Raw genomic sequence first — 19,268 nt, forward strand, 5'->3', positions numbered from 1 at the left:
CATTTGAATTGCATTGCGCATTGGAAGCGCGTCAGAAAAGAAACAAGGAAACGATGATGCAAAAAAACGGATATTTTGATGCTGCGCTGCAGCCGCTCCCAGGGGACGCGCCCTGTGGACAGCCGCTTGATTACGAAGCGGACTTTATTCTTTTACAGTCCAGGCTACAACCCCGGCAGGAAATCGAATATGGCAACTTTGTTGAGGCGCCGGAACCGCTTAACTGGCGTGAAATCGAAAGCGACTGTTTAAAACTTATCGGCCGCAGTAAAGATATCAGGTTAATTATCGCGCTGATGCGATGTCGGCTACGCCAGGTTGGGCTTATTGCTGTTGAGGAAGGTCTGATCACGCTGCTGCGACTGTTGAAGCAGTTTCCCGACGATCTCTACCCTCAGCTCATTGATGAAGGAGAATTTGAACCCGTTATCCGCGCCAATGCGTTAGCTGAACTGGAAGATAACCAGGGATTTCTTGCTGACCTGCGTCAAAAAGAGCTTCCCCGAGCACTGGGGATGCAGATCACGATAAAAGCGCTGGAAAAATCCAAACTGACGCAGCATGAAGGAAGTGAATTTTCCGACGCGCAAATTAACGCCATGCTTGATGAATGGCAAAAACGCAACGATCGGGAAATTGCTGCATTACAGCAAGCTGGCTACTGCCTTAAAGAACTGAAAGCGATGCTGAATGAGATGCTGGGTGAACAAGCCCCAACGTTCTCAGCTTTAGAAAACATTTTAAAAATTTTTACAGGCGCTAAGTCCATACAACAGGCGAAAGAGGATCCGGCAATCTGTATTACCGATGAATCAATGCCACAGCCAGCCCCTGAACAAGATCCATATCAAGCCAAAGAAACGGAAAATGATACCGTCGTAACCAGCACCACAGACGAAGCCTGTCACGTTACCCCTGAATATAGCGATGCGCCGCAGCCTGAAATAATGGCGGCGCAGCGGGTGCAACCATTAGCTACTCGCGCCGACGCCCTTTCTCGCCTGCAGGAAGTGAGGGCCTGGTTTATCAGCAAAGAACCCAGTAGTCCGGTTATTTTATTGCTGGAGTTTACTGAAAAAATGATTGGAATGCGCTTTACGGAATTAGTTAAACATTTACCTTCAGAAATGATCGCCAGGCTGGAAGGAAACGATCATCAAAGCAACGAGGAGTAATCACCATGTCAGGAAGAAATCTTATATTGCTTATTTGTTTATTTTTCGCCCATCATGTACAGGCTATCTGCTATTTAGATCCTGCGTATGCAGGAAACCAAACGATGACGCTGCCGCCGATAACGCTTAAAATAGATGCGGATGCTGCTGCGGATATGTCTGTGCCGTTTTATAAAGCAGAAACACCGAGGTTAGGTACAAAAGTCAGCTGGATTAACTGTGAAAAAGGTTATAAAGTTGGGAGAGACGTTTATTATTTAACCGGCTTCGATCCCCAAAATAACTCCTATGCCACATCGGTTCCCGGAATAAGAGTCAGGCCTGTATTTTCAAACGGCGTCGCATATGGCTATTTCCCAAGAGAACAAGATGGCCCCTGTGATGTCACTGAGCCAACCATGAAATGCAGGATAAACGTTCCCGAGGCATCCCTTTTTGGGCTAGAATTTTACAAGAGTAATGAAAATTTGAAGTTATCTGATAAAAGCGGAAATATCGTGCTGTCTGCGGGCGATTTGCTTTATTACTGGATTGAATATAAAACCCCCGCTAACCAGACTTTAAAACTTTATATTAATGATATAAAAATAGTCAGCACGCCAGTCTGTAACGTCAGCGAAACCATCAACATTGATTATGGTCACGTGACTTCGCGTACGCTGACCACAGAGGGAATAGAAAAGCCGCTAGATTTTTATATAAACTGTAAAACCGATTACGGCACTTACTCAGCTTCTGCTCATATTAATACCGATACGCCCTCCTCCGATTCGAAGTATATCAAAGTCCAGGATGCGTCAGGATCCATCAACGCTCTGGGAATAAAAATTCAGGACAGCAAGGGAAAAGAACTGTTGTTAAACAGAGCGGATTCATTTGAGATAAAAAGCAATACTGCATCGGGTTCGCAAGCAAAATTCAACTGGAAAGCGATTTTATTCCCGGTAATGCCTGGCGTTCGTCCTGTTAGCGGCGCTTTCAAAGCACAAGCGCAGATTACGTTTACCATTAATTAAACAAAAGGGATTTTAGTCAGATATGTTTCGGATATTTGCCAGCATCGCCAGCTATCGGGACCCGGAATTAGTCCCGACGATAAAAAACCTGGTTAGCCAGGCTGCTTCGCCAGAAAAGTTACATGTTGCCGTATGCTGGCAAAACAATGAAAGTACAGAGATATTTCTGCAGGCAGGCATGAAGCTAATCAATACATCCATGCTGAATGACTTTGAACTGCTGGAATACAAACTTAACGGGGCGCGCATTGACATTATTAATGTGAGATATCACCGTAGCCAGGGTGCCTGTTGGGCCAGAAACATGGCGGAAAAGTGTTACGACAATGAAGCGTATTTTTTACAGATTGATTCTCACTGTCGCTTTATAGAGAGTTGGGATAGTGAAATGATCGTATTGTTGACAAGCTTGAAAGAAAAAAGCGCTAAGCCGGTGCTTTCGCATTATCCGACAGGTTATGACCCGGCTAATGAAGAGGAGAGGCTTAAAATTGATCAGATCAGCAGAATAGCCTTTCTGAAGTTCAATGATGACAGTATCCCTATCACTTTCCCTGTGTCATATAGCAGTGATACCCCTGTGCGCAGCATGTATCTCGCAGGCGGATTTATCTTTGCTGAAGGCTCGTTTGTAAAAGAAGTGCCAAACGACCCGCAAATATTTTTTTGCGGCGAAGAAATTATGATGTCTGCCAGAGCTTTTACCCATGGTTATGATATTTATACGCCACACAGAATTTTGTTGTGGCATTATTACAATCGTAAGAATGTAAAGGTTTGGGATGACCATAATAAGGAGGCTAAAAAAAATGGTCAAGTTGAGATGATCTGGTGGGAGAGGAACTGCCTTTCAAACAAAAGACTGCGTCATTTTTTTGATATAAAAAAAGATAACAATTGCGAGCTGGGTATTTATGCGCCAGGGTCAGTGCGTTCTCTGCGTGAATTTGAATATGCCAGCGGAATAAGCTTTAAAAAGCACGCAGTTCAGCCTGAAGTAATTAGTGAAGAACGTATTAATTTCTTCTCCACCCCACCGGTTAACAAAGAAAAATGGGAGGAAAGGCTTGTCTCACCCTATCAGAAAAAAATTATTATTGATAAAGACAAGCTTCTGTTCTCACCTGAACAGATCGAACACTGGCATGTTACGGTATTCAACAGCAGAAAACATCTAATTGATGAGCTGGTATTTACAGCAGAAGAACTCAAACAAAAGTTCGACTCCGCAGTGGAAGGTAAAGTGACATTAGAAATTAAATTCACTACTTACCCCTGCTATATCCCTGAAATTATCAGGATGATCCCCTGTTTTCCAGATTCCAGCTGGGGAGAGGCGGTAGAGATAAAATGGTAAACAGTGATTTTTATATAAAAAAAATCATCAGCATCAATACGCTTCTTTCTTTTAACGGAATTATTCCCTCTTTTTCTGCTTTTCAGCAGAAAATGGTGCGGCTGATAAGGCAACTTCAGATTTGCCTGCACAAAGAATGCGTTGCAGATGCAGATGTTCAACGGCTTTGCTGGCTTATTACGCTCTGGTTAGATAAACACACCGAGACCCGACTGGATCGCAAATTCTTTAGCTGGGGTGATTATTCGCTGGAGCATGCGCTGTATGGACATAAGAGCGGCGAAGATCATTTTGCCGTGGTTTTTACTGAAATGCTGGAGAATGCTTGCCAGCCTGCAAAGCGCTACGCCTGCCGCATCGCTCTGCTTTATTCTACGCTGGCTCCACAGGATAAAGCGTTAATAGCAGCACTGGCCAACGTTCCGGCCCATTTAGCACCGGATTCAGGCCCGGTTAAATCGACGCCAGTATTGCCGCATTCAATAATTGAGCCATCTGAGCCGTTATCAGCGCTGCCTGTTTCTGCGCCACTGCGCCATCGTATTGCGCTGCCTGAAGGTGCAGGCCTGCTCGCTGCTTTAATTATGTTATGGATACTGAGCATTTTTTATCTGGGAAGCTTGTTGTGATGGTTATTAAAGATAAAAAAATCAAAGCTGCCACGCTGGCGATTTTCTTGCTCGCCTCTCTTAGTCTTACTGCCATCTTTATTTTATCCCGGTCAGTTCTCCCCTGGTGGCTCTTTATCATTCCGTTATTTATGCTGCTTATGCCGCTAAAATCCAGCTTTGCCAGTGATAAACCAGAAGCCAGGGTAGAGCCTCCGTCTGAACAGCTAATAACGGTTCTGCCTAAAATCGTCATTCTGATTACGGGTCCCTGGGCTGCGCGCTGGTTTGATAAACAACCAGCTACTCTCGGCAGTCGTTTCGATCACCAAATCACCTGGCTGCTGACGCCCTCGGCCACAGATATCGCGTACCGTCTGGAAAAATTACACGAAACCGGGCAGCCCCTTGAGGTTTCGCTCTATTTTCCCTTTTTACCGGATGGTTTTGATAATGAATCCATTATAATTTCTCAACTTACGGCCTGGAAAAATTCGCTGTTTTGTCTGAACGTCGCTGAAAAACTTCCCTGTATTTTGGCGATCTACGCCCGGCTGAGCCATGAGAGGAAATCCCATAATCCTGACTATGTCTTTTGGTCAGGTAACATCGATCTGTCACAACGAACGGAAATGCGGGTAACCGATGCTATAGAGACAATGATGCATGACGCCCAACTCAGCCACAACGGCGAGCCCTGCCATGTTGAACAACGCAACGCCATGATGACCCTGCTATTTTCATGGATGAATGAAACGAAAATCATTGCCAGCCTGCAGACTTTTTTCGACGCGACAGGGCCGCTGAAGCTGAGCCGCATATTGGTTGCCGATCACGGGTATGGATTTAGCCGACATGGCGCCTGGTCTAACTGGATATGTGATAAATACGGGCTATTGCCGGGCCTGTCCTCCTCCGTTTCACGTCCGCCATTGCCTGGTTTACTGCTTCCAGCGAAACGGCAGCAGGAGCCGAAAACCATCGTGCCGCTAACAACAGCGTCAAAGGCAGCTAATCCCTGGTTTATCGGAAGCTATGCAGCAGCAATATTTCTCGCATTCTTGCTGCTTTTTAGCGTATGGAGACAGAGTGAAAGAATCTCAAAAGCACGGGAAAACCTTTATCAGTTCGAAAACCTCAATGTCGCTGCTATGGCTGAAAAAACTGCCAGGATGACGGCCATTAAACAGGACAAAACTCACTTAGTGGCCTGTGTAGAAAATTCTCTGTTGAATCTGATTTTATTTACCCGATCAACCTGTGAAAAACTATTAACTGATACTGAAAACGAAATAGCAAAATTTTATGCCGTCCCCCTTTATCAGTCGATCTCCCTGTTCGCCAGGGGCAGCGCCGTCCTGACGCCAGATAGTGAAAAGACCTTAACCGAATTAATTCCCTTAATCAGAAAAAATCCAGAGGTCCGATTTTTGATCACCGGACACTCTGATAATACCGGGACACCTGAGCTCAACCAGCAGCTATCACTGGACAGGGCTATAGCCGTACGCGATTGGTTAATCAAAGAAACGCATTCATCTGAAAACCAATTTATTACCAAAGGGGCTGCTGATGCCCGCCCTGTTGCGACAAACTTCACTGAAGATGGCCGGAAGCTCAACCGACGCGTTGAAATAAGACCTTTACCTTAAACACTATAAAAGCAGAAGAGTAGTTTCGTATGAGTATAAAAAATTTAACTTATACCCTTTATGAAGGGACCTTTATAACTGATGCGCCCGCACTGGAGGAAAGTGTCAATATTTTAAGGTATCGCGATCCAGACCAAAAAGAATACAACATCGTCATCAATCGTGCTTTTCTGGACGATGAGCAAACAGCCGAACAATATTGTGAACAAGAGATGGATGCGCTGCGCGACAGGCTGCCTGCCTTTGAGATGGAAGGGAAAATGCTGAAAAATGAAATCGGCCCCCTGAAATTACCGGTGATTCAGGTTGCTAATAAATATCTCTATGAGGGCGAATGGAACAGGCAGGTACAGTCGATTATCCAGCTTCCCTACCATAAAATAACTAATCCGAACAGCAATCACATCATTGTTTTTACACTTAATACCACTAATGAATTTACAGAATATCAACGTAAGCACTACGTAAAGATTATTAATTCCTTCAAGCCTTTTACCTCACCACTGAAGGTTGATATTTAGCAAACTTGCCCGGCAAATGAATGATAATTTTCCGGGCAGATTTTTGAATTTTATTACTTTTTAATAATGCTGTCGCAGCCGGAGAAGTATAATTCAGAAAGGTTACGCACTTATCTCATGGCAGGAAAGGATTTTCTAACCCTGTAAGCATGGCATTAAATTTTAAGAAAGCGTTATAAATTAAATCTGAATGCAAAACGCCAAGAAAATTCTTACAATGCTGCTGTTGTGTGTTTGCCTCTCATTTTCCGGAGTGAAAAGATGGCCAGTCATTTTGTACGATGGATGTGTAACCCGGAGATGCTGGCCGGGGATTTGACTCTGCCTCAGGAGGTAGTGGACAGCGCCCGGCAGCTTAGCGATAAACGCCGCGATCGTTTTATTGCTGCACGCCTGATGCTGGCTGAACTGCTGCGTCGGGTATATGGCATTACTACCTTGCCCGCCCTCATTACCAGCGCCAGCGGACGTCCCTGTTTTGCCGATCCCGAGCTGCCCGACTTCAATATCGCCTATGCAGGCAACATGGTGGGCGTCCTGCTGGCTGAAGAAGGCGAGCGCGCCGGGCTGGATATGGAAATCGTGCGCGCCCACAGCCGTCAGACACAAGAAAATTTGTTGCAGGGACTCTCTTCCGCAGAAAAAACCTGGATCAACGCGCAGCAGGACTTTATGGAAGCCGTTACGCAGATTTGGACGCTGCGTCAGAGCGTTTGCAAGCTGATCGGTGAAACGGAAAACGATGAAAATTCACTGCGTTTGCATCCCGCCTGGGGGCGCCTGCGCTCGACGCGTTATTCCGATATCCAGGCAATATGCGATACCGAACCGACATTAGTCTGGTCATGTGCCTTATCGCCCGCTACCGAGCGTCTGCATCTCTGGGAAATCGATCGCTATCATGAATGGAAGGTACTGCGCGAGCTGGAGCTGAATAAGCCGAACATGGGTCCACGCACCTTAAGGCTGACCAGCTTGCCAGGCGAGCGCGCTATGCCGCAGGAAGTCGACTATTAATTATCAGGCGAGCCGATGACGGCCCGCCCGATTGTTAATCAGTGTGCGTCAACAAAGGCAATTTTGAGCACGAAGAGTAGCGCAACCACCACAACGCACGGGCTGATTTCACGCCAGCGGCCGGTGCCCAGCTTCATCACGCAATAAGCAATAAAGCCCAGCGCAATGCCTTCGGTAATGGAGAAGCTGAACGGCATCATGGCCGCCGTCACGAAGGCGGGCACCGCTTCGGTCAGATCGTCCCAGCATACGCGTGACAGGCTGGCGGTCATCAGGACGCCAACGTAAATCAATGCGCCAGCCGCCGCATAGCCCGGCACCATCGCCGCCAGCGGCGAGAGGAAGATCACCAGCAGGAACAGAATGCCGGTGACCACCGCCATCAGGCCGGTGCGTCCGCCAATCGCCACGCCGGAAGAGCTTTCAATATAGGCGGTGACGGAAGAGGTGCCGACCAGTGCGCCGGTTACCGAGCTGATGCTGTCAACGTAGAGCGCCTGCTGCATGCGCGGGAAGGTGCCTTTCTCATCCGTCAGGCCCGCTTTATCGGTCACGCCAATCAGGGTGCCAGAGGAGTCGAACAGGTTAACCAGCATAAAGGAGAAAATCACACCCGCCATGCCGATATTCAGCGCGCCTTTCAAATCCACCTGACCCACAACCGCCGTGATCGATGGCGGTGCAGAAAAGACCCCGGTGAACTTTACGTCGCCCAGTAGCAGGCCAATCGCGGTCGTCACCACAATCGATACCAGTACCGCAGCATGTATATTGCGCGAGGCCAAAACGGCGATAATAAAGAAACCCAGCGCCCCCAACAGCACGCTGTGCGAGGTGAGATCGCCCACAGAGACCAGCGTATCGGCATTGGGCACGATGATGCCGGCATTTTTCAATCCCATCATCGCGATAAACAGACCAATACCCGCAGTAATACCCACACGCAGGCTGAGCGGAATATTGGCGATCATCCAGTAGCGCACGCGCAACAGCGTCAGGATTAACAGACCGAGCGCTCCCCAAAAGATGGCGCCCATACCGACCTGCCAGGAATAGCCCATCGCCCCTACCACTACGAAGGCGAAAAAGGCATTCAGCCCCATCGCCGGCGCTAAAGCGACCGGCAGATTGGCAACCAGTCCCATCAGGATACTGCCGAAGGCGGCGATCAGGCAGGTAGTGACAAATACCGCCTGGGTATCCATACCGGCCGCGCCCAGAATCTGCGGGTTAACGAAAACGATATAGACCATGGTGAGAAAAGTGGTGAAGCCTGCAATCACCTCTGTCCGCACCGTCGTGCCGTGTTCCTGTAGCCTGAACACACGCTGTAAAAGGGCCTGTTTACTCATGACATCTATCCAAAAGAAAAACTTATCGCCGCGTATCCTATAGATTTTGCGCCTGCTGCACACTGATTTTTCGCCATCGGTTGCCGGGGTCGCATTCCACGTGTATTGCGTTACAGTGTGGTAAAGCCCATAACCAACAGGATTGCGTCTGATGACCGTGAAATGTCTGTTTTTTGATTGCGACGGCACGCTGGTAGACAGCGAAATGCTCTGCACCCAGGCTTACGTCAATACCTTCGCCCTTTATGGTATCGAATGCTCGCTGCAGGAAATGTTTGAAAAATATAAAGGCGTGAAGCTGTACGACATCATAGACGACGTAGGCGAGACGCATCAGGCTGACTTACCGCAACAGGAAGTGGAAAGCGCCTACCGCCAGGAGGTGGCCCGTCTGTTTGATCTTCATTTGCAACCCATTAAGGGCGCAAAAACGCTGCTGGAGCAGGTAAAAGTGCCGATGTGCGTGGTTTCCAACGGCACGGTGAAGAAGATGCAGCACTCGCTGGGCCTGACGAAAATGCTGAGCTTTTTTGATGACCGGTTATTCAGCGGCTATGATATTGCGCGCTGGAAACCCGATCCGGCGCTGATGTATCACGCCGCGGAAAAGATGCAGGTTTCCATTGAGCACTGCGTTTTGATTGATGATTCTGAAGCAGGCGCGCGCGCGGGCATCGCCGCCGGTATTCCGGTTTTCTACTACTGCGCCGATACGCATAATCCGCCTATCGAACACCCTCTGGTAACCCGCTTCGATGATATGGCGCAGCTGCCCGCGCTGTGGCGCGAGCGAGGCTGGGCTATTGCCTGAAGCGTGCTGTTTGCCGCCGGAAAGGGAAAGCTTCTGCGGTTTCCCTTTCTAGCCGATCGCGCCCAATGTATCTTCTTTGCTCTGCTTCTTTGGTAGCAGGAACAGCGTAGCGACAATATCCAGCAAATAGATCAGCGCTAACAGCGTAATCGCCGCAACGAAAGAGAGTTTTGCTGCCAGCAGACCGATAACCAGCGGACCGAATCCCCCGACGCCGCGCCCCAGGTTAAACAATACGTTTTGCGCGGTAGCCCGCGCCTGCGGCGGAAAAGTATCAGAGATCAGCGCACCGTAGCCGCCAATCATACCGTTCACAAACATTCCCATCAGCGCGCCGGTAAACAGCATCACTGTGGGATCGCGGAGCTGCGCGTAGATGATTACCATCACCACGGCCCCGAACTGATAGATCAGGAAAATTTTCCAGCGGGCAAAGCGATCGGCCAGCACGCCAAACAGCCCGATGCCAAAGGTCATGCCCACAACCGTCACGGCTGTCCAGAGGCCAGATTTCGTCAGGCTGAAGCCAAAGCTGGACGACAGATAGCCAGGCATCCAGATCATCAATCCGTAATAGCCAAAGTTTTGCACCGAACAGAGAATGAGAATCCCGAGGCTCGCTTTACTGGTGGCGCGATCGCGGAACAGAAGCTTCAGGCGCGCCGGGAACGAAAGTAGGGGAACATGACGTACCTGTCGCGTATAGCCTTCCGGTTCGCCCATGCTGCGACGAATGAAGAAAGAGACGATGGCAGGCATCAAGCCAACCAAAAACATGCCGCGCCAGCCAATCATATTCAGCAGCGGCGGCGTAATAAAGGCCGCCAGCAGCACGCCGAGCTGCCAGCCGATTCCTACCCAGGCCGATGCACGATTGCGCTTTTCCACTGGCCAGGCTTCGGCAATCAATGCCATACCAATACCAAATTCACCGCCAAGCCCTACGCCCGCCAGTGTCCGGTAAGCCAGTAGATCCCAATACCCCTGCGCCACAGCGCAGAGGCCGGTAAAGACAGAAAACATCAAGATGGTGATGGTCAACACGCGAATACGGCCAAAACGATCGCTGAGATGTCCAAAGACGATGCCGCCCACTACCGCGCCAATCAATGTCCAGGTAACCAGCGATCCGGCCTGCGCGGGATCAAGCGCCAGTGACAGGCTGATGGCAGGCAGCATAAAGCCGAGGATGAGCAGATCGAAACCATCCATGGCGTAGCCGCTGATGGCCGCCAACATGGCTCTGCCAGGCGTCACGCTCCGCTTGCTGCTTGTAGAAATTGACATCGATCAGCACCTGATACGAGAAAAGTGCGTCAAGTATAAAGAGGGGGTGTCGGACAATCCAGACAGCAATCATCAGGTAGAGCCGTGATTCTGCGTTAACAGGATCACGGCAAAACCAGCATCAGGCGGGCTTGCTGCCGCCATCTTCTCCCGCCAGCAGCTGATCCAGCTTATCGCCGCCAACGTGACGGAAATCCTGACCCTTAACGAAATAGAAGATGATTTCGCAGATGTTCTGGCAGCGGTCACCGATACGCTCGATGGCGCGCGCGCAAAACAGCGCAGTCAACACGCTGGGAATGGTGCGCGGATCTTCCATCATGTAAGTCATCAGCTGACGGACAATACCCTCATACTCCTGATCGACTTTCTTATCTTCGCGATAAATCTCGATCGCCGCGTTGAGATCCATGCGGGCAAAAGCATCCAGCACATCATGCAGCATTTGTACGGTGTGGCGGCCCAGCGACTCAAGGCTCACCAGCAACGGCTGATGCTGCTGACCAAACTTCTCCAGCGCGGTGCGGCTGATCTTCTCCGCTACGTCGCCGATACGCTCCAGCTCAGAAATGGTTTTGATGATCGCCATCACCAGACGTAAATCGCTGGCGGTAGGCTGGCGCTTGGCGATGATGCGTACGCATGACTCATCAATCTCCACTTCCATCATGTTGACCTTCTGGTCGCCGTCGATCACGCGCTGCGCCAGTTCGCCATCCATATTGTGCATGGCGGTAATCGCGTCGGTGAGCTGCTGCTCCACCAGCCCACCCATGATCATCACCTGGGTGCGGATATGTTCCAGCTCAGCGTTGAACTGACCGGAGATGTGTTTATTCAGATTCAGGTTATCCATGTGTCTCTCCCGTCAAATCAGCCGTAACGGCCGGTGATGTAATCTTCAGTCTGTTTCTGGTGCGGCTTGGTGAACAGCGTATCCGTGTCGCTGTATTCGATTAACTCGCCCAGATACATAAAGGCGGTATGATCGGAACAGCGCGCCGCCTGCTGCATATTGTGCGTCACAATCACCACGGTGTAGTCCTGCTTCAGCTCGGTGATCAGCTCTTCGATGCGACCGGTGGAGATCGGGTCGAGGGCAGAGCAAGGCTCATCAAGCAGCAATACTTCCGGGCGGATAGCGATGCCGCGCGCAATGCAAAGACGCTGCTGCTGGCCGCCGGAAAGGCTGTAACCGCTCTGGTGCAGCTTGTCTTTGGTCTCTGTCCACAGGGCCGCTTTGGTCAACGCCCACTGCACGCGTTCGTCCATATCGGCGCGGGAAAGCTTTTCAAACAGGCGTACGCCAAAGGCGATGTTGTCATAAATCGACATCGGAAACGGCGTCGGCTTCTGAAACACCATGCCGACGCGGGCGCGCAGCAGGGCGATATCCTGATGAGAAGCCAGAATATTATCACCATCCAACAAAATCTCCCCTTCAGCACGCTGATCGGGGTAGAGGTTATACATTTTGTTGAAGGTACGCAGCAGCGTCGATTTGCCGCAGCCGGAAGGTCCGATAAATGCCGTCACCTGGTTTTTGGCAATCTCCAGGTTGATGTTTTTCAGGGCATGGAATTTCCCGTAATAGAAGTTCAAATCACGAACCTGAATTTTTCCGGGAGTTGAATTTACCATACTCATTGCTCATCTCTCTTGTGCAGCGCCGCCACTGGCCGCGCCGGAAATAAATTAGTGTTTGCCTTTGGCGAAAATCACGCGCGCTACAATATTCAGCAGCAGCACGCACAGGGTAATAATCAACACGCCCGCCCAGGCCAGGCTCTGCCACTCGGCAAAAGGACTCATAGCGAATTTGAAGATGGTGACCGGCAGGTTCGCCAGCGGCTGCATCATGTCGGTGCTCCAGAACTGATTCGAGAGCGACGTAAACAGCAGCGGGGCGGTTTCGCCGGCAATACGGGCAATAGCCAGCAGCACGCCGGTGATAATGCCCGACACGGAAGCTTTCAGCGTAATGGCGGAAATCATCTTCCACTTCGGCGTGCCCAGCGCATAGGCCGCTTCGCGCATGCTATCCGGCACCAGACGCAGCATGTTTTCGGTGGTACGGATGACGATCGGCACCTGCAACAGCGCCAGCGCAATCACGCCCGCCCAGCCGGAAAAGTGCTGCATTTTCGCTACCACCAGGGTGTAGACAAACAGACCGACCACAATTGACGGTGCTGACAGCAGGATATCGTTAATAAAACGAATCACCTCGGCCAGCCAGGATTTACGGCCATATTCAGCCAGATAGATGCCAGCCATAATGCCCAGCGGGGTGCCAATCACCGTTGACCAAACAATAAGCAGTCCGCTGCCCGCCAGCGCATTCGCCAGCCCGCCGCCCGCGGTATTCGGCGGCGGCGTCGATTCGGTAAACAGCGACAGCGACAAACCATCGATGCCGCGCGCCAGCGTGGTATAGAGGATCCAGACCAGCCAGAACAGGCCAAACGCCATGGTCAGCAGCGACAGCGTCAGGGCAATTTTGTTCTTGACGCTGCGCCAGGATTGCATTTTACGGCGTGACGCCTGCAATTCAGCACGCGCCTGCATTTCTATCGTCGTCATGAACGCGCTCCTTCACTTTTCGCCAGGCGCAGAATCATCAGCTTGGAAATCGCCAGCACGATAAAAGTAATCACAAACAGGATCAGCCCCAGCTCCATCAGCGCCGCCACATGAACGCCCGATTCCGCTTCGGCAAATTCGTTCGCCAGCGCCGAGGTAATGCTGTTGCCCGGCATAAACAGCGAGGCGTTATCGAGCTGGTAGGTATTACCGATGATAAAGGTCACCGCCATGGTTTCACCCAGCGCGCGACCCAGCCCCAGCATTACGCCGCCAATCACCCCGTTTTTGGTAAAGGGCAGCACGATGCGCCAGATCACTTCCCAGGTGGTGCAGCCGATGCCATAGGCCGACTCTTTCATCATCACCGGCGTCTGTTCGAAAACATCGCGCATCACCGAAGCGATATAAGGGATGATCATAATAGCGAGGATCACGCCCGCCGCGAGAATGCCGATGCCGAAGGCGGGGCCGGAGAACAGCTCGCCGATAATCGGAATATTGGCCATCACATCGCCGACCGGCGTCTGAAAATATTCAGCAAACAGCGGGGCGAAGATAAACAGTCCCCACATGCCATAAACAATGCTCGGAATCGCCGCCAGCAGCTCGATGGCGGTGCCCAGCGGACGACGCAGCCAGCCCGGCGCCAGTTCGGTCAGGAACAGGGCGATGCCGAAACTCACCGGCACGGCGATAACCAACGCGATGATGGAGGTCACGACAGTACCGTAGATCGGTACCAGCGCGCCAAATTGTTCGTTGGGCGCATCCCAGGTTTTGGTCCAGAGAAACGAGAAACCAAATTTCTGAATGCTCGGCCAGGAAGAGATGATCAGGGAGACGATGATGCCGCCCAGCAGCAATAGCACAACCAGCGCAGCCAGCTTAACCAGCGCACCGAAAATGATGTCCCCTTGCTTGCCCGGCGCTTTGAACGTCGGCTTAGTAGCAGCCATAGAAGTCTCAGTATTCAGAGGAAGTCAGGGCGACATCAATGCCGCCCGTTGTAACAGGCCGAACGGATTCGGCCTCTGGTATGCCATTACTGGTAAAGCGCTTTGCCGGAGCTGTCTTTGATATTGGATTTCCAGGCTGCACGGATCTGCTCGGTGACCGAATCAGGCAGCGTGGCGTAATCCAGGCTGGTGGCTGTCTTGCCGCCGTTTTTGTAAGCCCAGTCAAAGAACTTCAGCACTTCACTACCTTTATCAGCATTCGCTTGATCTTTGTAAACCAGGATGAAAGTGGTGGAGCTAATAGGCCAGGCGTCATTGCCTTTCTGATAGGTCAGATCCTGGGCAAAAGACTGGCTCCAGTCGGCGCCTTTTGCGGCATTGCTGAAGCTCTGCTCGTTCGGCGCAACCGGTTTGCCATCTGCATCAAGCAACCTGGTGTAAGTCAGGTTGTTCTGCTTGGCATAGGCATACTCAACGTAGCCAATGGAGCCAGGCAGACGCTGCACGAATGCGGCTACGCCGTCGTTACCTTTACCGCCCAGACCGGTCGGCCAGTTAACGGTGTTGCCTTTGCCGATTTTGCTGTTCCACTCTTCGTTCACTTTCGCCAGATAGCTGGTAAAGACGAAAGAGGTGCCGGAACCGTCAGCGCGACGAACCACGTTGATGTTGGTAGAAGGCAGCTTAACGTTCGGGTTCAGTTTGGCGATCGCCGGGTCGTTCCACTTCTTGATGTTACCGAGGTAGATGTCGCCAACGGTTTTGCCGTCCAGCGTCAGTTCGCCCGATTTGATGCCCGGCAGGTTGACTGCCAACACCACGCCGCCGATTACGGTCGGAAACTGGAACAGGCCATTTTTCTGCAGGTCTTCATCTTTCAGCGGCGCATCAGACGCACCAAAGTCGACAGTTTTGGCGATAATCTGCTTCACGCCACCTGACGAACCGATACCCTGGTAGTTAACTTTACTACCGGTGGCTTGCTGATATTCTGCTGCCCACTTGGCATAAACCGGCGCCGGGAACGTCCCGCCAGCACCGGTCAGGTCGGTGGCTGCAAAGGCAGAAACCGCGCTTACAGCGAGGGTGGCGGTGAGGATTCGGGCTACGGTGCTACGCATCAGTGTCATATTCCCTCCAGGGGAGCAAGGTCAGGCAAATTGCCGTTTTATAAGATTGTTGATTGCTGCTGGAGGCAAAATAGGACAGTTTAGTGACAGTAAAATGTAGGAAATATGACAGTTTTATGACAGCCCGGAAAGCAGAGCAGGTCCGTGGCTAATAAAGAAAAGAAATCCGCAAACCGGCCCAGTTTTATCCTGAGATAACATCAGTTTCGCTGGCGTCGTGCTGTTACGCGGCATTAATCAGCGCAAAAAAACGGCAAAAATCTGCACCCGCTTAAAGCGTTGCACCCGTATGGGGCCCGTTTATGATCTGTTAGTTTTTTCCACGCCTGTGTTTTTTCTGCAAAGTCAGCGTAGTAATCTTTGGCACTCATTTTGCAGTCTCATTTACAAGAACCTGGTCCCATTTATTGAGACTTAACCATGTCAATGTTAGAAACTACCGCCAGCATCCTTAAGTTGATGATTGCTCGTCAGGAGGGTATCCGCGTGAACGATGTGATAAATCAGCTCGGCATGCCGAAAAGCACTGCTTCGCGCGTGATGAGCCAGCTGGAATCCTATGGCTATCTGGAAAAAAATGAAGCGCAGGGCACTTTTCTGCCCGGTCCGCTGATTCTTTCCGCCTCTCATCTGGTAAGCCGCCAGGCGACGCTTAACGATTACGTCGACGCCGAGATGCATTCACTGTGCGAGCGCACCGGTTATACCGGCTATATCTCCATGCTCGATAATCAGGAGATTCTGGTGCTGCGCGTAATCCACGGACGCCACGCGCTGCCGGTAGTGACCTGGCCTGGTTCACGATCGCCCGCCTGGGGAACCTCAACCGGACGCGTATTGCTGGCGCGCCTGCCTGAACATCAGCTGCGGGATTTCTTCGCCAGCCCGCTGGTAGTGTCGCAACTGAGCGGTACGCCTTATAGCGAGTCGACATTGACCGCAGCCATAGACAAAGCGCGCGCGCTGGGATTTGCCACCGCAGTGAATGAATCGGTCGCCGATACCGCGTCGGTCAGCTGTGCGGTCGGCGATCCCGCCCGTCATGAAGCCGTGGCGTTTTGCCTCTCTTTTCCGCAGGCGCTTGCCACCCAGGATGAACTTCAGCGCATTGCTTCTTTATTAAAACAAACGGCCAACGCTATCGCGCAAAAAACGGGTGATACGCTGGTTACCCATCCGCTTTAGTGTTTTCACTTTGCCTGTGCCAGGAGAACTACCGTGAGTCACACTGTTCATACCGAGAAAAAGCCTGACGAACACGAAACGCACCCCAGCTGCTTTGCGCCCGCCACGCTGCTATTGCTGCTGGCGCTCAGCGTGTTTGGCGCCATTATTGGCGTCCAGCTGTTAACCACCCTGGGCGTGACGCCGAACACCGCGATTATTGGCGCGATGGCGGCGATGATCGTGGCGCGTATTCCGCTACAGAGCTTCGCCCGTTTCCGCTCGGTGCATATCCAGAACCTGGCGCAGAGCGCTACCTCGTCGGCCACCTTCGGCGCGGCCAACTCGCTGCTGCTGCCGATTGCGATTCCCTGGCTGTTTGGCCGTCAGGATTTAGTGATGCCGATGTTTATCGGCGTGTCGCTGGCGATGCTGCTGGATGGCTATCTGCTTTATCGTATGTTCAATACGCGCATCTTTCCGGCGGAAGGCGCATGGCCGCCGGGTATTGCCGCCGCCGAATCGATCAAGGCGGGGGATCAGGGCGGCAAGCAGGCGGCGCTGCTCGGCACCGGTATCGCTATCGGCGCGGTAGGCTCCTGGTTTAAATTTCCCATGGCGGCGCTGGGCACCGCCTTTATCGGCAACATCTGGGCGCTGGGGATGCTGGGCGTGGGCTTCCTGCTGCGCGGCTATTCGCAGCCGCTGTTTGGCATCGATATCAACAAGCTCTACATCCCGCACGGCGTGATGGCCGGGGCTGGCGTGGTCGCACTGTTCCAGATCGTTAAGCTGATCCGCACCAGCAAAACCGATCCCGCTTACGCCGGGCAGAACAACGAAGCGCTGCCCGCCGCACAGAATGCGCATGTGGGCAAAACGCTGCGCTTTGGCGCCATCGGCTTTTTAGTGATAGCGATGCTGATCGCCCTGGGCAGCGGCCTGTATGCCCATCTCTCGCTGCCGTGGCTGCTGGCGTTTGTGATCTACGCCGCATTCGCCGCCTTTCTGCATGAGATGATCGTTGGCCTGGCGGCCATGCACTCCGGCTGGTTCCCGGCTTTTGCCGTGGCGCTGATTACCCTGCTGATCGGCATCCTGATCGGTTTTCCGCCGGAAGCGCTGGCCATGCTATGCGGTTTCTCCGCCGCCACCGGCCCGGCGTTCGCCGATATGGGTTACGACCTCAAAGCGGGCTGGATCCTGCGCGGCAAAGGCGAGCACAGCCGTTTTGAGCTGGAAGGCCGCCGCCAGCAGCTGTTTGCCGCCATGCTGGCCTTTGTGGTCGCCATGCCGGTAGTGCTGTTTATCTTCAAGGACTATTTTAGCCAGGGCCTGGTGCCGCCAGTAGCGAAAGTCTATGTTGCGGCGATCAATGCCGGCGTTTCGATAGACATCGCCAAGTCTCTGTTAATGTGGGCCATTCCCGGCGCGCTGATCCAGCTGATCGGCGGGCCAGGCCGTCAGATGGGCGTGCTGTTGGCGACCGGCCTGCTGATCAACAACCCGCTCGCGGGCTGGGCCGTGATTATCGGCATCGTTATCCGTTCTGTGCTGTTACGTACAGGCGGTGAGTCGATGCGTAATAAAATGGAAGTGTTGGCGGCCGGACTGATTGCCGGTGATGCCCTGTTCAGCTTCTTTAGTTCCGTCCTGCCGGGCGGCAAAAAATAATTCTATTCTCCAGAGAAAAACGATGAGCTTACAACAGACACTACAGGTATTTGAGTTACTCGACAGCGCATACGCCAGCGGCCAGAAGGTTAAAGAGCTGTTGGCGGGCTACAGCGGTCTTGAAGTGAGCGTTAAAGAAGTCAGCGGACCGAAGGGTAAAACCGATTTTGTGAAGATCGTCATCCCCGGCGCCCAGGGAAAACGCAGCGGCGGCAGCGCGCCAACGCTGGGTATTGTCGGCCGTCTCGGCGGTATCGGCGCACGTCCGGGCCGTATCGGCATGGTTTCTGACGCCGACGGCGCCGTGGCGGCGGTAGCAAGCGCGCTGAAGCTGGCGGAGATGCAGCGACAGGGCGACAGCCTGCCTGGCGATGTGATCGTCACCACCCATATCTGCCCGGATGCGCCGACGCGTCCGCATGAGCCAGTGGACTTCATGGACTCGCCGGTAGAAACCGAAGATATGAACGAGCAGGAAGTTTCGGATGAGATGGACGCCGTACTCTCTATCGATACCACTAAAGGCAACCGCATCATCAACCACAAAGGTTTTGCCATTTCGCCCACGGTGAAAGAGGGCTACATCCTGCGCGTCTCAGAAGATCTGCTGCGCATCATGGAGATGACTACCGGTCAGCTGCCGGTCACCTTCCCCATCACCACTCAGGACATCACACCGTACGGCAACGGCGTTTATCACCTGAACAGCATTCTGCAACCCTCGATTGCCACCCGCGCGCCGGTGGTTGGCGTCGCCATTACCGCCGTGGGCATCGTACCGGGCTGCGGTACCGGCGCCAGCCATGAAACCGACATCGCCCTTGCCTGTAAATATGCGGTGGAAGTGGCGAAAGAGTTTACCCGCGGCACCTGTGCATTCTTTAACCGGGATGAATATCAGCACCTGCTGAATCTCTACGGTTCACTGGTGCATCTGCAAAAACGTCAACCGGGAGCCTGAG

18 protein-coding genes are annotated in these 19,268 nt (G+C 52.3%); 11 read left to right on the top strand and 7 right to left on the bottom strand.

Annotation, left to right across the window (positions count from 1 at the left end; all coding sequences use genetic code 11):
- Positions 1 to 56 precede the first annotated feature (56 nt).
- The 7 genes from ABU178_RS18830 to ABU178_RS18860 all read left to right on the top strand — a co-directional run bounded on the left by ABU178_RS18830 (position 57) and on the right by ABU178_RS18860 (position 7,346).
- Positions 57 to 1,175, top strand: coding sequence for an ImpA family type VI secretion system protein (locus ABU178_RS18830; protein WP_397217792.1), 1,119 nt, complete (start codon positions 57 to 59; stop codon positions 1,173 to 1,175).
- Positions 1,176 to 1,180: 5 nt separating this feature from the next.
- Positions 1,181 to 2,191: a fimbrial protein gene (locus ABU178_RS18835; RefSeq protein ID WP_397217794.1), complete on the top strand. Its 1,011-nt coding sequence runs from the start codon at positions 1,181 to 1,183 to the stop codon at positions 2,189 to 2,191.
- A 22-nt stretch (positions 2,192 to 2,213) separates the two neighbouring features.
- Positions 2,214 to 3,548: a GlcNAc-transferase family protein gene (locus ABU178_RS18840; protein WP_397217795.1), complete on the top strand. Its 1,335-nt coding sequence runs from the start codon at positions 2,214 to 2,216 to the stop codon at positions 3,546 to 3,548.
- Positions 3,542 to 4,177: a hypothetical protein gene (locus ABU178_RS18845; protein WP_397217797.1), complete on the top strand. Its 636-nt coding sequence runs from the start codon at positions 3,542 to 3,544 to the stop codon at positions 4,175 to 4,177. The genes ABU178_RS18840 and ABU178_RS18845 overlap by 7 nt, the downstream gene beginning before the upstream one ends.
- Positions 4,177 to 5,808, top strand: a complete 1,632-nt coding sequence (locus tag ABU178_RS18850) for an OmpA family protein (protein WP_397217891.1) — start codon at positions 4,177 to 4,179, stop codon at positions 5,806 to 5,808. Before ABU178_RS18845 ends, ABU178_RS18850 begins: the two co-directional genes overlap by 1 nt.
- Positions 5,809 to 5,837: 29 nt before the next feature.
- Positions 5,838 to 6,329 (top strand): DcrB-related protein, encoded by a 492-nt coding sequence (locus ABU178_RS18855; protein WP_397217798.1) that lies wholly within the window; start codon positions 5,838 to 5,840, stop codon positions 6,327 to 6,329.
- A gap of 261 nt (positions 6,330 to 6,590) precedes the next feature.
- Complete coding sequence (locus ABU178_RS18860; RefSeq protein WP_397217800.1) at positions 6,591 to 7,346, top strand: 4'-phosphopantetheinyl transferase family protein; 756 nt, start codon at positions 6,591 to 6,593, stop codon at positions 7,344 to 7,346.
- Positions 7,347 to 7,384: 38 nt separating this feature from the next.
- On the opposite strand, the gene ABU178_RS18865 is transcribed toward ABU178_RS18860, so the two are convergent.
- Entirely contained in the window at positions 7,385 to 8,698 is a 1,314-nt protein-coding gene (locus ABU178_RS18865) for an NCS2 family permease (RefSeq protein ID WP_397217802.1), read from the bottom strand.
- A gap of 151 nt (positions 8,699 to 8,849) precedes the next feature.
- Between ABU178_RS18865 and yieH the strand changes: the two genes are divergently transcribed.
- Entirely contained in the window at positions 8,850 to 9,509 is a 660-nt protein-coding gene (yieH, locus tag ABU178_RS18870) for a 6-phosphogluconate phosphatase (protein WP_397217804.1), read from the top strand.
- 48 nt (positions 9,510 to 9,557) lie between these two features.
- On the opposite strand, the gene ABU178_RS18875 is transcribed toward yieH, so the two are convergent.
- From ABU178_RS18875 to pstS, 6 genes are all read right to left on the bottom strand, one after another.
- The gene (locus tag ABU178_RS18875) at positions 9,558 to 10,796 is read right to left on the bottom strand and encodes an MFS transporter (RefSeq protein ID WP_397217807.1); all 1,239 of its coding nucleotides are present in this window, start codon (positions 10,794 to 10,796) and stop codon (positions 9,558 to 9,560) included.
- 121 nt (positions 10,797 to 10,917) lie between these two features.
- On the bottom strand, positions 10,918 to 11,652 hold the full coding sequence (gene phoU / locus ABU178_RS18880; RefSeq protein WP_397217809.1) for a phosphate signaling complex protein PhoU: 735 nt from the start codon (positions 11,650 to 11,652) through the stop codon (positions 10,918 to 10,920).
- A 17-nt stretch (positions 11,653 to 11,669) separates the two neighbouring features.
- Complete coding sequence (gene pstB / locus ABU178_RS18885) at positions 11,670 to 12,443, bottom strand: phosphate ABC transporter ATP-binding protein PstB (protein ID WP_312240117.1); 774 nt, start codon at positions 12,441 to 12,443, stop codon at positions 11,670 to 11,672.
- A 48-nt stretch (positions 12,444 to 12,491) separates the two neighbouring features.
- On the bottom strand, positions 12,492 to 13,379 hold the full coding sequence (gene pstA / locus ABU178_RS18890; RefSeq protein ID WP_397217811.1) for a phosphate ABC transporter permease PstA: 888 nt from the start codon (positions 13,377 to 13,379) through the stop codon (positions 12,492 to 12,494).
- Complete coding sequence (pstC, locus tag ABU178_RS18895; RefSeq protein WP_397217813.1) at positions 13,376 to 14,338, bottom strand: phosphate ABC transporter permease PstC; 963 nt, start codon at positions 14,336 to 14,338, stop codon at positions 13,376 to 13,378. Before pstC ends, pstA begins: the two co-directional genes overlap by 4 nt.
- An 86-nt stretch (positions 14,339 to 14,424) precedes the next feature.
- The gene (gene pstS, locus ABU178_RS18900) at positions 14,425 to 15,468 is read right to left on the bottom strand and encodes a phosphate ABC transporter substrate-binding protein PstS (protein ID WP_397217815.1); all 1,044 of its coding nucleotides are present in this window, start codon (positions 15,466 to 15,468) and stop codon (positions 14,425 to 14,427) included.
- 420 nt (positions 15,469 to 15,888) lie between these two features.
- Here pstS and ABU178_RS18905 point away from each other — a divergent pair, with 420 nt between their 5' ends.
- The 3 genes from ABU178_RS18905 to ABU178_RS18915 all read left to right on the top strand — a co-directional run bounded on the left by ABU178_RS18905 (position 15,889) and on the right by ABU178_RS18915 (position 19,267).
- Positions 15,889 to 16,653, top strand: coding sequence for an IclR family transcriptional regulator (locus ABU178_RS18905; protein WP_397217817.1), 765 nt, complete (start codon positions 15,889 to 15,891; stop codon positions 16,651 to 16,653).
- A gap of 108 nt (positions 16,654 to 16,761) precedes the next feature.
- Positions 16,762 to 18,306 (top strand): OPT/YSL family transporter, encoded by a 1,545-nt coding sequence (locus tag ABU178_RS18910; protein ID WP_397217893.1) that lies wholly within the window; start codon positions 16,762 to 16,764, stop codon positions 18,304 to 18,306.
- A gap of 22 nt (positions 18,307 to 18,328) precedes the next feature.
- Positions 18,329 to 19,267 (top strand): DUF1177 domain-containing protein, encoded by a 939-nt coding sequence (locus ABU178_RS18915; protein ID WP_397217820.1) that lies wholly within the window; start codon positions 18,329 to 18,331, stop codon positions 19,265 to 19,267.
- The last annotated feature ends 1 nt before the right edge of the window (position 19,268 follow it).

This window comes from Pantoea osteomyelitidis, from assembly GCF_044342975.1.
Taxonomy (GTDB): Bacteria; Pseudomonadota; Gammaproteobacteria; order Enterobacterales; family Enterobacteriaceae; genus Pantoea; species Pantoea osteomyelitidis.

What these genes read in the sequence shown, in the direction of transcription:
- ABU178_RS18845 (WP_397217797.1), top strand. Translation starts at nt 3,542, where the DNA reads ATGGTAAACAGTGATTTTTATATAAAAAAAATCATCAGCATCAATACG.
- ABU178_RS18835 (WP_397217794.1), top strand. Translation starts at nt 1,181, where the DNA reads ATGTCAGGAAGAAATCTTATATTGCTTATTTGTTTATTTTTCGCCCAT.
- ABU178_RS18865 (WP_397217802.1), bottom strand. Translation starts at nt 8,698, where the DNA reads ATGAGTAAACAGGCCCTTTTACAGCGTGTGTTCAGGCTACAGGAACAC.
- pstC (WP_397217813.1), bottom strand. Translation starts at nt 14,338, where the DNA reads ATGGCTGCTACTAAGCCGACGTTCAAAGCGCCGGGCAAGCAAGGGGAC.
- pstA (WP_397217811.1), bottom strand. Translation starts at nt 13,379, where the DNA reads ATGACGACGATAGAAATGCAGGCGCGTGCTGAATTGCAGGCGTCACGC.
- ABU178_RS18915 (WP_397217820.1), top strand. Translation starts at nt 18,329, where the DNA reads ATGAGCTTACAACAGACACTACAGGTATTTGAGTTACTCGACAGCGCA.
- ABU178_RS18830 (WP_397217792.1), top strand. Translation starts at nt 57, where the DNA reads ATGCAAAAAAACGGATATTTTGATGCTGCGCTGCAGCCGCTCCCAGGG.
- pstB (WP_312240117.1), bottom strand. Translation starts at nt 12,443, where the DNA reads ATGAGTATGGTAAATTCAACTCCCGGAAAAATTCAGGTTCGTGATTTG.
- yieH (WP_397217804.1), top strand. Translation starts at nt 8,850, where the DNA reads ATGACCGTGAAATGTCTGTTTTTTGATTGCGACGGCACGCTGGTAGAC.
- ABU178_RS18875 (WP_397217807.1), bottom strand. Translation starts at nt 10,796, where the DNA reads ATGTCAATTTCTACAAGCAGCAAGCGGAGCGTGACGCCTGGCAGAGCC.
- ABU178_RS18860 (WP_397217800.1), top strand. Translation starts at nt 6,591, where the DNA reads ATGGCCAGTCATTTTGTACGATGGATGTGTAACCCGGAGATGCTGGCC.
- ABU178_RS18840 (WP_397217795.1), top strand. Translation starts at nt 2,214, where the DNA reads ATGTTTCGGATATTTGCCAGCATCGCCAGCTATCGGGACCCGGAATTA.
- pstS (WP_397217815.1), bottom strand. Translation starts at nt 15,468, where the DNA reads ATGACACTGATGCGTAGCACCGTAGCCCGAATCCTCACCGCCACCCTC.
- ABU178_RS18850 (WP_397217891.1), top strand. Translation starts at nt 4,177, where the DNA reads ATGGTTATTAAAGATAAAAAAATCAAAGCTGCCACGCTGGCGATTTTC.
- ABU178_RS18905 (WP_397217817.1), top strand. Translation starts at nt 15,889, where the DNA reads ATGTCAATGTTAGAAACTACCGCCAGCATCCTTAAGTTGATGATTGCT.
- ABU178_RS18855 (WP_397217798.1), top strand. Translation starts at nt 5,838, where the DNA reads ATGAGTATAAAAAATTTAACTTATACCCTTTATGAAGGGACCTTTATA.
- phoU (WP_397217809.1), bottom strand. Translation starts at nt 11,652, where the DNA reads ATGGATAACCTGAATCTGAATAAACACATCTCCGGTCAGTTCAACGCT.